Source organism: Flavimaricola marinus, assembly GCF_900184895.1.
In the GTDB taxonomy this organism is placed as follows: Bacteria; Pseudomonadota; Alphaproteobacteria; order Rhodobacterales; family Rhodobacteraceae; genus Flavimaricola; species Flavimaricola marinus.
The window spans coordinates 1099538-1112780 of the sequence record NZ_FXZK01000001.1 but is presented as its reverse complement, the minus strand read 5'-3'; the positions used below and the strand labels follow the sequence as shown (position 1 = coordinate 1112780).

The following is a 13243-nucleotide window of genomic DNA, read 5'->3' as shown; positions in this document are numbered from 1 at the left end:
GGAACAGTGAAATGGCCAAACGATCCAAGCTGACCGCCGACGAAAGGGACACCCTTATCAAGTCGGGCTATGACAGCATCGTTCTCGAAGGTGCCGGAGGCATCGCCAGCTCGCCCGTCTGGTCGAAACTGACCAAGCAGGACCCTAGTGACCGTATCCTGGTCATCGTCGAATTGTCCGGCGGAAATGATGGGCTGAACACCGTCATTCCCTTTGCCGATGACGCCTACTACCGGTCGCGGCCAAATCTGGGCATCCGCGAAGACAAGGCCATCCGCATCGACGACCACTTTGCCTTCCAAAACTCGATGACGGGCTTCGAGCGGCTCTACAAGGACGGGCAGATGGCCATCGTCCACGGCGTCGGCTACGACCAACCATCGTTCTCACATTTTTCGTCGATGGCCTATTGGCAGACCGGCGCGCCGAATAGCGGCGAAGTCTATGGGTGGCTGGGACGCATGGCGGACGCCATCGATCCCGCAGGGCACAGGCAGAACTTTCTCGTCAACATCGACGACCACCAGTCGATTGCAGTCAAGGCGATGCACCATGTGCCACTGGTCTTCGACGATCCCGAGAAATTCAGCCGCCGCATGTTCCATGCCGAGGCGAAAGCAATCGCAGCCGGCGACGCCAAAAGCGGAGTGGATCAAAACCCTCCACTGGACTATCTGCTCGATATCGCGGCCAGCGCCAGCCGTTCGGAACGATTGGTCCGCGAGGCTTGGGATAGCTACGAAACACCTGTCGACTACGGTCTGGTGAACTGGGGACTCGAACGGGTCGCCGCGCTGATTGCGGCCGACTTCCCGACCAACGTCTACTACGTCCCCTACCGAAACAACGCGTTCGATACCCATGTCCATCAGGGCAACCTGCATACGCGTCTGTGGTCATACACGTCAGATCACATTGCCGCCTTTCTGCGCGACATGGACAGGCTCGGGCGGGGCGACGACGTGTTGTTGATGGCGTTCTCCGAGTTTGGCCGGAGGGTGGCCGAGAATACCAGTCTAGGCACCGACCATGGTACAGCAGGCCCCGCTTTCATTATCGGCAAACCAATACACGGCGGTCACTATGGCGGCGTTCCGAGTCTGACCGACCTCGATGAAGGGAACCTCAAGTACACAACCGACTTCCGCCGCGTCTATGCCACGCTCATCCGCGGCTGGATGGGGCATGACGCTGTCGGGACGATACTCAGCAAGGACTTCGAGCCGTTGCCCGTCTTCCGAAGGTCCGCGTGATTCCACTTTCCCGCCCTAGCGACAGAGGGCCCTTACTAGAGGTAACCGTCATGTTCGAATCGACCACATCATTGCTAAGATCGGCTCTCGCGGCTGCCGCACTGGTCGCATTGACCGGGACCGGCGCTGCCTTGGCGCAGGAATACCCCGAACTCATCGTGACACTTGCCACGGACGACAACGTATTCAATCCGACTACGTCCTCAGTGTTTCAGCTGGCCGAGGACTTCGGATACTACGACAAGCACCAGGTCAAAGTGACCTTCGTGGGTCTAGACGGCTCACCTTTGGCAGCTGCTGCGCTTCAATCGGGTGATGTAGACGTTGCTCATATCAGCATCGATGCTGCAATCCGCCTCACGGCGGGCAACGACCTACCAGTTCGCGGCTTCCTTTCTGTTGGATCGGGTATTCCCTTCCTGATCGCATCGCGATCGGACATCACCTCGCTCGAGGAACTCACCGGCCGTAGCTTCGCGATCTCCGACATCGGCGGCCTTGACCATGCGCTGACACAGGCAGCGTTACGCAGCTTCGGCATCGACGACAACGCACCGAGCTATGTCGCCATTGGCCCGCCGTCCGTCCGTGTTCAGGCGCTTGCGGTCGGCCGGGTGGATGCGACGACTGTTTCATTCGGAACTTTTGCTGCGGTCGAGGACACGCCCGGCCTGCATATCTTGGTGCCCGCCGACGTTTTTGCGTCGCGTGCGCCGGCCCAACCGAAATTCCTGGTCGCGCGCGAGGACACCATCGAAGAAAAGCAAGAGGCTCTTCAACGCTTCACCAATGCGATCATCGATGCCTCACGCGATTTCGCTGCCAATCCTGAGCACTGGGTCGAGGCCGCGGCGGCTGCGCGCCCCGACCTGGAGCGCGACAGCATCGAACGCACTGCGGAGTTCAATGCCACACTCTGGTGCGTCAATGGCTGTATGCGTGCCGATACCCTGCAGGCCTCGGTGGATTTCATCTATACGAATCCCGATTTCAACGATGTCCCGGCGATCGAACTCGGTGACATCGTGGACTACAGTTTCACTGATTCCGCGCTGGAAGCGATGGGTGTCGTCCAGACGACCGGACTGGACAGCCGAAACTGATCTTGCCGCGGTTCACTTCAGACAGCGGGCGATTCGAAACAAGGTGCGAGCCGGTTCAAGAACGAAGCTCCGGGTGCGCGGCGAGCGACCTTCTCCAACCAGCGCGTAGCCAAGTAGCTATTGTTTGGCGAAGAACTTGCCAGACGGAACGAGTCGTCGCCGGGCTCGAACAGGGCTTTCGGCGGTCAGGTAGGAGTAGAGCTCGACGATATTGGGCACGTGTCGTGCACTGCCCAATCTGACCGTTCAAGGCAATTATCCAATGCTGCGGCAAAGCCCATAGGACGGGCCGTTGGCGGCCTACTTGAGATCAGGATTCAACTCGGCGCCGGCTTTGGCAAGATAGTCCGCTGGCGCGAGGACCTTCTTCTTCGGAAATCGACACTCGCGCCATCATTCCGCGCATCTGGCGGCCCTCAAGCCGCGCCAGACACGCGCCAGATTATATCGCCGACGTCATCCGCCATAAGGAGGGATTTTCCATCTGGCCCCAGCGTCACGCCAACGGGCCGCCCATAGGCCAGTTTCTCGTCCTCGGACAGAAACCCTGTGAGGATGTCCTGCGCCGGGCCGCTCGGTGCTCCGTTGGCGAACGGCACGAAGATCAACTTGTAGCCGCTCAGCTTTGAGCGATTCCATGATCCATGCTGGCCAATCACCATACCGGATCCGAAACCGGGCAGTGTACCTTCCGGCATCCAGCACAGACCAAGCGACGCTGTGTGGCCGCCGAGGGCAAAATCAGGCGTGATCGCTTTGGCGACCATGGCCGGGTCTTGCGGGACGCGATCGTCCAATGTCTTTCCCCAATAGCAAAAGGGCCAACCGTAGAAGCCTCCTTCCTCGACCGAGGTGAGATAATCAGGCGGCGTTTCGTCGCCCAGCCCATCACGCTCGTTGACGACGGTCCAGAGCTTGCCCGTGACCGGCTCCCAAGCCATGCCGACGGCATTGCGCAGGCCCGAAGCAAAAATGCGCGCCTTTCCGGAGGCCAGATCCAACTCCCAGATCGCTGCACGGCCCTCTTCGGCCTCAAGGCCCTGATCACCGATGTTCGAGAGGGATCCCACACCAGCATAAATCTTTGTGCCGTCGGATGAGACGATGAGGCTCCGCGTCCAGTGGCCATGCGGCTTGAACTCTACCAGCGTCTGACCGCTGCCCGACAGCGCGGTGTCGCCCGGTGTGTAGTCGAACACCTTGATGCCATCGGTATTGCCGAGATAGAAACGGTTCCCAACCAACGCCATTCCGAACGGCTGGTTCTGATTCTCCACGAAAACCTCACGGATTTCCGCCATGCCGTCCCCGTCTGCATCCCGCCAGAGGGTAACCCGGTTCGCGCTTTCACCAATTGCTTTGACTCGCCGCATCGTCGCTTGTGCCGCGTGATCCATCAGGGTCTTTGGCGGACCAGCCTGCTCTTTGGATTCAGCCACCAGGACGTCACCGTTGGGCAGGACCTCGATCCAGCGTGGGTGGTCTAGGCCCGTGGCAAAGGCGTTCACTGCAAGGCCGGGCGCGCATATGGGCACGCGACCATCTTTCCAGCCCTCGGCGACGGGCATCTTCAAGGTCATGATCCCTTGTTTGCGGGCCTCGGGAATATCGGGCTCGGGGCCGAAGGCTTGAAACGAGGGAGATCCCCTGCGTCGCACATAAGCGACCGTGCCGCCCACCAATGCGGTTGCCTTGGCGATAAAATCCATGTTTGCGTCCTCCATTCGGCACGAAGAGCTTGACTGACGCCTCAAGGGAGTGGTAGCTGCTTAACTTGCGCAAGAGACCTCGAACCGATCTGGCTCAGGACGTACTTGAAACGATCGGCAGAAATGGCTTATCGGGCAATAGCGGCACTTGTAGCGGTCTGCGGCGAATACCAACTTTGAGCTCTTTTACGACGGTGATGCATCGCGCGGTATCCGATGCGAAAAGCTGAAAGTGTCCCGCGCTTCAACCAAGGCAAAGGAGCGTCGTTGGAACCCGGAGCCTTGCTGTACGGCAACCCTTATCCCGGCAGCACCACGATCCCTGACGACTCGCTCTGCTTGCCGATCTCCACCTTTCTGCAGACGGTCCTTGACGTCGAGCGAGCGGTGGCTTCGTTGATACGCAAATTGTCGGTACAAAGCCTGATGACTGAATGACCTGGCCCCACAGTGGCTGCAAGCCGGGCCACAGCCGGGGTCAATCCGACAACCTGCAGCACGGAGGAGGACTTAAGATCCCCTCTGGAGGCGAGATCGCGGATCAGGACTAGCATCGCACTTGTCCGGCGGTGACAAACAGGTCGATCGATCGTCATTCGCCAATGTGCTCGAACCAATGGCGCATCATGGCTCACCTCTCGCAGGCGGCGTGTAGATAGGTGTTTATGCCGCCCTTGGTGCGACCGATCACGCGACCGTACCCCCCATTCCTGGCGGCCATGCTGGTCGCCGTTCGATGTGCGTTCAGGTACGTCGCGTCGATCATCAAGGTCTTCCGCTGGCCGTATTTCGCAGTCAACCAGGCCATTATCCGCTTGAAAATGCCTTCTCGCTTCGACATTTCCACCGGCCGTAGAGCATCTTGTGCAGGACGTAAGGGGCAGGAGCATCGCTCCAGCGCAACCCATTGCGATTGATGAAGATAATCCCAATAGACACGCGCTTGACATCAACTCGCGGCTTGCCATGCGGCTTCGGGAAGAACGGGGAAAGCTTGGCCATCTGCTCGTCTGTCAGCGAGTAAAGGTCGCTAATCTCACCGCTACGTTTTTCGAGCCTTGAAACACGCAGGGCGACTGAAATCGATGCATCCTGACCTTACACAACAATCACGTACCTTTATTAACTGACACCGTAAGCTTCATTTTTCCGACCATGACCTCGGTCGCAGCGCGGAGCGGGTCATCCGCAATGTGAGCGTACCTTTGGGTTGTCATTGGATTTGTGTGCCCGAGAAGGCGGCCGACAATAGCCAAGCTTGCCCCGTTCGATACGAGCTGCGATGCGTAGGTGTGACGATTGTCGTGGATCCGGTAGTCGCTTATCTCGGCAACCGAAAGAACTGATCTCCAGAACTTCTTGAGGTCGATCATCGGCTTGTCGCCAGACCTGCCCGGGAAAACGAAATCCGAACCTGCACGATTGGACATAACGCCACTCAGGAGCGTCACTGCTGCCGACGACAACGGCAAATGTTCGGTACGTTTCTGTTTGGTATGATGAGATGGCTTGATCCAGACGCCGCGATCTAGATCGAAGTCACTCCATTTTGCAGTCAGGACCTCGCCAATGCGGGCACCTGTGAGAAGTTGTAGTCGGATTGCGTTCGCCGCTGTCTGGTTTGGATGCCGATCCAGAGCTTGTCCCAGTCGGTTTAACTCGTCTTGCGACAGCCAACGGTGGCGTTTTTCTTCTTGGAACTTGCCGATGCCCTTGGCGGGGTTGTCGGATCGCATTCCCCATTTGATTGCCAGCTCGAACATCTTTGAAAGCAAGGATAGTGCCCGGTTGGCTTGGTAGGGCGTCGCTTTGAGTGAGTTGTGGAAAGACTGAATGTCCTTGTGGCCGACTTCTGAAACCTTATGCGCTGCCATTTCTGGCAGAATGAGGCGGTCGATCATCGAACGATCGTTGGCAACACTTTTGGGTCGCTTCTTCGGTATGGCGTGAGCTTCGAGATATTGGTTGCAAAGGTCTTGCACCGTTGGCGCGACACGAATTGCTCTCGCCTCCGCGACCGGGTCGCCGCCTCGCACTACGTCTGAAAGTAAACCTGTCGCAATTGATCTCGCCTGCGCAAACGACATAAGCGGCCCATGTTGTCCGATTGTTTTTCTGCGCGAGCGTCCAGAGCTTCTAACACGATACTGGACTACGTAGGATTTGGACCCGCTGGGCTTAATCCGAACGCCAAAACCAGGGAGGGCGGCGTCCCAGTAGACTGTTTCTGTGTCGAGTGCTTCGAGTTGGTCGACGATGGATTTGGATAGACGCTGCTTTGGCATGACTATGCTTCGTGTCTTGAGTGGGTAAGCAATTGGTAAGCTTTTGTCGTCGAAAAGGGAAGTAGGGAAGATAAAGAAAGTAAGACTAATTCTAGGATATCTTGTTATATTGTAGTGGCTTGCAGTGTTTCTACGAGCCTCATCGAAACAAGAGGAGTAATAGACCGTAAGACTTTTAATCAGTAGGTCTCGGGTTCGAACCCCGACGGGCTCACCACTTTACCCTTATAACTGAAACTTCTGGCTTGAAGTATAAGAGTGAAGTCCGTTCGCTGTGAGTTTTTGGGCACATATGGGGATGACAGTTCCCAAAGCTGAGCCCGCGGCACCTGGAGTTGCATTTTCAATCGCGGTGGTGGTCATAGCGTCTTGATGTGATCTGGAGCTGACGCGCCCTTTTCCTAACAGTGCGCGTTTGGTTGAGCACGTCGTTGGCGATATTCATTCAATCCAGTGACACGCGAACTCGCTCATCGATCGGAACTGCGAAGCGTTTGATCCGTAGGGCAATCTCGAAGAGACGATGCATAGCTTTGTTCAGTTGCGTCGGTTTTCCGGTGCGGACATTGATCCTGCCCCGTTGCTCTATCATGCGGCCAGACTGAACAGGCTTTCCACGAATCGGGGCTCGCCTTTGGCATCGGGCCTCCTGCCATGAGTGTGGCTCTTCTTGATCGCCCTGATGCACCGTGTTGGGTTGCCCCCTCCCTCGGCGAAGGGCGGGGGCTGTTGCCTTGAGGGTTGTCGGACCGGCAGTTGCCCATCGACGGCTGCCGCGCTTGTCCGCTTTCGGCGGGATCGCTAGGCGGTGACCTCGAACCGCGTCGACAAAGCCGCCGTGGACGACCCTCCGACGAAAACATCGAAGACCGTCGCATCCTGCACCCAGTCCCGCGTCGCGGTGCTCCAATACCGCAATTCGTCCGGCCCGAGCGTGAACGTCACCTCCTGAGTCTGGTGTGCCTCGATATTGACCCGTCGGAAGCCTTTCAACTCGCGCACCGGGCGGGCCGATGTTCCGAACCGTTGGTGGATGTAGAGCTGGACGACCTCGTCCGCCGTCACGTCACCCTTGTTGGTGACATCGACCGTCACCTCGATCGCCTCACCGACGGCGATCTGTTCGGCCGAGAGCCTCAGATTGTCGTAGTCGAACGAGGTGTAGCTCAGACCGAAGCCGAACGGGAACAGCGGCGCATTGCCCTCGTTCCAATAGCGCATGGTCGTCTCTTCCGGTTTGAAGGATCGAAGATGCGCGTAGGGCAGGGGGATCTGGCCGATGTTGCGCGGCCAGTTGTAGGGCAGCTTGCCGCCCGGCACCGCCTCGCCAAAGAGCAGCCGTGCGATGGCGTCTCCGCCGCGCGTACCAGGATACCAGACCATCATTTGCGCCTCTGGCTCGACACCTTTCAGGTCCAGCGGACGGCCGGTCATGATCAGGAGCACCGTCGGTGTGCCGGTGGCCACCACGGCTTCGAGCAGTTCCTGCTGGCGACCCGGCAGGTCGAGGGTCGAGCGCGACGCGTGCTCGCCGATCATGATCTGCCCTTCGCCCAGGACCAGAACGGCGACCTCCGCATCGGTGGCCAGTTTGACCGCCTGCGCGATCTCGGCATCGTCGTCGACCGTGATTTCCGGTGTCGCGGGCGTGAACGGGTTTTCAAAGATCGACGGATGCAGCCGTTTCGGGACCGAAACCCCCACCGAATGATCCACCCGCGTCGCATTGCCTACGGCCTTGCGAATGCCCTCCAGCACGGTGACGGTTTCGCCGTCGTCCTGTTTGAAGATCCACGGACCGGAGGTGTCTCTGGCGGCATCGGCGAACGGTCCGATCACCGCGATCGACCCCTGATCGCGGCTCAGCGGCAGCAGGTCGCCGGTGTTGCGCAGCAGAACGGCGGATCGTTCCGCGGCCCGACGCGCCACCTCCCGGTGCTCGGGCATGGCCAGAACCTGCACGGATCGTGCGCGGTCGACATAGGGGCTTTCAAACAGCCCCATGCGGAACTTCTGTTCCAGAATGCGACTGACCGAAAGGTCGAGCCGGTCCATGGTGATCCGCCCGGCCTTCAGCGCCTCGGGCAGCGTCTTGAACGCGGACCTGTCGTCGAAAGGCGGCGCCATTTCCATGTCGATCCCGGCGTTGAGCGCCCGCACGGCGGCATCCTTGAGGTCGGCGGCGAAGTGGTGGGTTTCGAGGTCGGCGGCAGCTCCGGCATCCGTCACGACGAACCCCTCAAAGCCCCATGCGTCGCGCAGCACTTCGGTCAGCAGCCAGTGGTTTCCCGATGCCGGCACGCCGTTGAGGCCCATGTAGGCGCTCATGATATTGCCTGCCCCCGCCTCGATGGCGGCCTTGAAGGGCGGCAGGTGAATGTTCCACAGCTCACTGTCGGACAGATCGGCCTCGTCATAGTCGCGCCCGCCGAGAGATCCGCCATAGCCTGCGAAATGCTTCGGCCCGGCGATGACCCGATCCGGCGTTCCGATGCGCGGCCCTTGGAAGCCGCGGACCTGCGCGGCGGCCATTGCCGATCCCAGGTAGGGGTCTTCGCCGGCGCCCTCGATCATCCGGCCCCAGCGCGGGTCGCGGGCGATGTCGACCATCGGCGCGAAGGCCCAGTGCAGCCCGATGGACCGCGCTTCTTTCGCGGCGACGGCCTGACAATCCTCGGCCAGTTGCGGATCCCAGCTGGCGGCAAGCGCCAGCGGCACCGGCATGGCGGTGCGGAAACCGTGGATGACATCGTAGCCGAAGAGCACCGGAATCCCCAACCGCGATTCCTCGACCGCGATCCGTTGCAGCCGGTCAATCTCATCTGCCTCGGCCACAAAGAGTAGCGATCCGGCCCGACCGGCCCGCAGCTCGGCTTCGACGACATCCAGCTGTTCCTGCACACCGGGAAAGGTGAAGTATTGCGTCAGTTGTCCGGCTTTCTCTTCGACCGTCATCTGCGACAGCAGGGACGAAACCCGCTCTTTGATGGTGTCGGCGTCCTGTGGCTGGCTGGTCATCTGTTTCTTTCCAATATTGCGTGGTGAACCTTGATGCTCCGCCGTGCCCGCGGTGGCAAGTTCACCCGTTTGCGGATGGCGGGTTGCCGTCGCGGCGACACGACGGCCGGTAGGTCTGCACGGTGCGCATTTGGCCGGGCGCGTCGGTTTCGATGCGGGGGCGGGTTTGCCCTGTCCGACACTTCTACACGACGAATATCGCCACGATCCAGCCGCATCGGTGAACCATCCGCGCACTGCTGCCGGGAGGTTGGGCATCGTCTCGGCTGGCTCCCGACCATGCCGGCGACACGTTTGGGTGGACCTTGATCCGCGCCGACTGGCCCTTTCTGGTGTGGCGTTTTGCCGGCGGATGGCGCCGAAACCGCCCGGCATTGACTCGTGGGTCAAGGATGGTGGAGCCTTGAAGGGCTCTGGCACATCTCGCCAAACCCGGATGGAGCCGCGTGATGCAAGGCGCGATTGAGACGGGATGACCCACTGACATGGAGGGCTGAGAATGGCTCGGATTCGTGAAGATGCATCGGAAATCTCGCTTGATCCCGACAATTGGGACGAGATGCGCAGGCTTGCTCACGGGATGGTCGACGATGCCATCGCCCGGCTGCAAGGATTGCGCGACGGCCCGGTCTGGCAACCGATGCCCGCCGCGACGCGGCAAGGGTTCGAGGGGCCGCCACCGGCGAAAGGCACGCCCCTGGACGCCGTCTATGCGGACGTGACGGGGACTCTCTACCCCTATGCGATGGGCAATATTCATCCGCGTTTCTGGGGCTGGTACATGGGCGCGGGCTGCTTGACCGGCGCCTTGGCGGACTTTCTGGCGGGGGTCGACGGCACCAACCTGGGCGGCGGAGATACCGGCGCAGCCCAAGTCGATCTGCAGGTCACGGATTGGCTGCGGCAAATGATGGGCTTTCCCGAAGGGGCAAGCGGCATATTGGTCAACGCCGGGTCCATGGCGAATATCGTGGGCCTGACAGCCGCCCGAAACGCGATGGCCGGTGTCGATCTGCACCAGCAGAGCGTGGCCGACATTGCGGCACCGCTTCGGTTCTACGCATCGGATCAGGTCCATAATTGCCACATGAAGGCGATGAACCTGCTGGGCCTCGGGGCCAAGGCGCTGGTTCGTGTGCCAACGGATGACGCGTTTCAGATGGATATGGACGCGCTCCGCAAGGCCATTCAGGCCGACCGGGAGGCGGGCCTGCGCCCGGCCTGTGTGATTGCGACGGCGGGGACGACCAACACCAGCTCCATCGACCCTGTCCCCGAGATCGCCGATCTGTGCGGCGAGGAAGGCCTTTGGCTGCATGTCGATGGCTGTATCGGCGCGATGTTCGCCATCGCACCGGAAAGCCGGCATCTGGTGGCCGGGATCGATCGCGCGGATTCGCTGGCGCTTGATCTGCACAAGGGTTTGCAGGCTCCGTTCGACGTGGGCTGTGCGCTGGTCCGCGACCGCAGGATTCACCGTGCCACCTTTGCGGAGGATGCCGAGTATCTGCAGGTCGCGACCCGTGGTCTGGCGGCCGCGGAATTCCTGCACGACTACGGTCCCGAAACCTCGCGCGGATTTCGGGCGCTGAAGGTCTGGATGATGCTGCGCCAATTCGGCGTCGAGACATTCGGCCGGATGCTGGACCAGACCGTCGCTCAGGCGCGTCACCTCACGTCGCTTGTCGAAAAGGAGCCGCAGCTGGCGCTGATGGCGCCGACAGTCGCGGCGGTGGTCTGCTTTCGCCATGAACCGGACGGTTTGGACGAAGCCGGATTGCGCGCCCACAACACGGAAATCATGCTGCGTCTGCAGGAGACCGGGATCGCGGTTATCAGCGATACGACGTTGCGCGGCCGTCATTGCCTGCGCGTGGCGATCTGCAATCACCGGACCCGGAGCGAGGATCTGGATCTGCTGGTGGCCGAAGTCCTTCGGATCGGGGCCGATTTGCTGCAACCCGCCTGATGCAGGGAGCGGCCGATAGGCCGTTGGCGCCCCCCTCGATCCCGAAGGGAGGCGCCGCGTCTTGACGCTGGCCGCGACATCGCGGCGGGTGCCAGATGTCGCTTGCCCTTCGCGGTGCTCCGAGAGCCGCTGTCGACGGGCCTATGCGGCCTGCGCCACGGCGAGCCATTTCAGGATCGCCTGTGTTGTCTCCTGCGGCTTTTCCTGCTGAATCCAATGCCCGCACTCAAGGCTGAGCACCTCGACGTTGGGCACGAATTCCGCGAGGTTTTCGGACGGAGGGATCATGTCCTGAGTGCCGTAGATCATCAGTGCGGGGTGCCGAATGACCGGATCGACGTTTGCCAGAAGATGCCAATTCCGGTCCATGTTTCGATACCAGTTGATACTGCCGGTGAACCCGGTCGCGTCGAACGACGCCGTGAAGACGGCGAGTTCGTCGTCGCTCATCACCGGATCGCCCAGCGGCGTCGAGGATTGGGCGAGGTTGATCATCATCATGCCCGGTTCCGGCGGTTCCGGCGGCAGGTTCTTGCGAAACAGGTTTTGCAGAAACTGGCCGGTGTGCCGTTTCAGGACCGCATCCGCGACGCCGGGCTGCCGGTTGAAGTGGACGAAATAGTTGTCGTCGCCAAACACCGCCGCCATGAAGTCGATCCAGGGCATGGGCGTTCGGACCTGATAGGGCAGCGCGAGGTTGACGATCTTCCGCACCCTGTCTGGGTGCAGCAGCGCCATGTTCCACACGACGTTGGCGCCCCAGTCATGCCCGACGAACACCGCATCGTCATAGCCGAAGTGATCCAGGAGCGCGGCGAGATCCCCCGTCAGATGGGCGATGTCGTATTCCGCCACGTCCTCGGGGCGCGAGGAATTGCCATAGCCCCGCTGGTTGGGGACGATGACGTGGAAACCTGCCTTTGCGAGCGCGGGCATTTGGTGCCGCCATGAATAGGCGTGTTCGGGCCATCCGTGGCACAGCACGATGGGGTTGCCTCTGTTCTCCTCGCCTGCTTCGAAAACCTCCAGTTCGATGTCACCGAGCGTGACGAGCGTCGGGGCGGGAAAATTGGCGATCGTGGGCATGTGGTATCTCCTGTTTGATTGGTTCAAACGGGCCTAGCCGCAAAAGGTATCAAAACCTGACACCTTTATGTGCTAGGGACGAAGAATGAAGAGCCGATCCAGACAGGACGCCATCGTCCGAAGCCTCCGCCGCGGCGGTCCGACCACAATCGACGCCCTCGGAGCCGAGGTCGGTGCGTCGCGCAGCACCATCCTGCGCGACCTGTCCGCGCTGCGTGACGAGGGCTATGTGATCCATGCCGATCAGGGCCGGGGTGGCGGGCTCTATCTCGATCCGGGGTCCGTCCAGACGACGGCCAGATTGTCGGTGCCCGAAGTCTTCGCGCTGATACTTGGCATTGCGAGCATGCGGGCCGCGGGATCGCTTCCGTTCGCCGGCCTTGCCGATAGCGGGCTGTCGAAGATCGAAAAGTCCTTGCCGTCTGACAAGCTCCGCGACCTGCGTCGATTGCTCGACAGCCTCTATGTCGGGCCGCTGGCCCCGCAGGTCGATGTCTCGGGCGTCGGACCGATCGACAGCGAGCTGCTCCCGGCTTTTGAGCGTGCGTTTCTGGACTGTCTGCATCTGACGTTCGACTACAGCGACGCGGGGGGCGCGAGGTCGACCCGCCGTGTGGAACCGCAGGCCATGCTGATCCTGCCGCCGCTTTGGTATCTGGTCGCGTGGGACCCGACCCGAGAAGACGTTCGGCATTTCCGAATGGATCGGATCACCAGCCCGGAGATCGTCGAGGGTCCGGCCTTTCGAAAGCGCCGTGTCGTCTTTGCCGCAGGGGTGCAGCCGGTGCGATACGCATAGCGGGCGCTCATGCCCGCCGCG

8 protein-coding genes and 1 pseudogene are annotated in these 13243 nt (G+C 60.8%); 4 read left to right on the top strand and 5 right to left on the bottom strand.

Going from position 1 to position 13243, the window contains the following annotated elements; genetic code table 11:
* The first annotated feature begins 11 nt into the window (after positions 1-11).
* Both LOM8899_RS05385 and LOM8899_RS05380 read left to right on the top strand, forming a co-directional pair.
* The gene (locus LOM8899_RS05385) at positions 12-1253 is read left to right on the top strand and encodes a DUF1501 domain-containing protein (protein WP_093991072.1); all 1242 of its coding nucleotides are present in this window, start codon (positions 12-14) and stop codon (positions 1251-1253) included.
* Between the two features lie 50 nt (positions 1254-1303).
* Complete coding sequence (locus LOM8899_RS05380) at positions 1304-2356, top strand: ABC transporter substrate-binding protein (RefSeq protein ID WP_093991071.1); 1053 nt, start codon at positions 1304-1306, stop codon at positions 2354-2356.
* 416 nt (positions 2357-2772) lie between these two features.
* Here the strand turns inward: LOM8899_RS05380 and LOM8899_RS05375 are convergent, their stop codons facing one another.
* The 4 genes and pseudogenes from LOM8899_RS05375 to bglX form a co-directional block, all read right to left on the bottom strand.
* Entirely contained in the window at positions 2773-4065 is a 1293-nt protein-coding gene (locus tag LOM8899_RS05375; RefSeq protein WP_093991438.1) for a PQQ-dependent sugar dehydrogenase, read from the bottom strand.
* A 637-nt stretch (positions 4066-4702) separates the two neighbouring features.
* Positions 4703-5100, bottom strand: a pseudogene (locus LOM8899_RS05365) (transposase); the annotation flags it as partial.
* A 74-nt stretch (positions 5101-5174) separates the two neighbouring features.
* Positions 5175-6350 (bottom strand): tyrosine-type recombinase/integrase, encoded by a 1176-nt coding sequence (locus tag LOM8899_RS05360; RefSeq protein ID WP_093991069.1) that lies wholly within the window; start codon positions 6348-6350, stop codon positions 5175-5177.
* A gap of 801 nt (positions 6351-7151) precedes the next feature.
* Positions 7152-9368, bottom strand: coding sequence for a beta-glucosidase BglX (bglX, locus tag LOM8899_RS05355; protein WP_093991068.1), 2217 nt, complete (start codon positions 9366-9368; stop codon positions 7152-7154).
* Positions 9369-9867: 499 nt separating this feature from the next.
* On the opposite strand from bglX, the gene LOM8899_RS05350 reads away from it, so the two are divergent.
* Positions 9868-11337: a pyridoxal phosphate-dependent decarboxylase family protein gene (locus tag LOM8899_RS05350; RefSeq protein WP_245820436.1), complete on the top strand. Its 1470-nt coding sequence runs from the start codon at positions 9868-9870 to the stop codon at positions 11335-11337.
* Between the two features lie 141 nt (positions 11338-11478).
* On the opposite strand, the gene LOM8899_RS05345 is transcribed toward LOM8899_RS05350, so the two are convergent.
* Positions 11479-12423, bottom strand: a complete 945-nt coding sequence (locus tag LOM8899_RS05345; RefSeq protein ID WP_093991067.1) for an alpha/beta fold hydrolase — start codon at positions 12421-12423, stop codon at positions 11479-11481.
* Between the two features lie 85 nt (positions 12424-12508).
* Between LOM8899_RS05345 and LOM8899_RS05340 the strand changes: the two genes are divergently transcribed.
* Complete coding sequence (locus LOM8899_RS05340) at positions 12509-13222, top strand: helix-turn-helix transcriptional regulator (protein ID WP_093991066.1); 714 nt, start codon at positions 12509-12511, stop codon at positions 13220-13222.
* Positions 13223-13243: the final 21 nt, after the last annotated feature.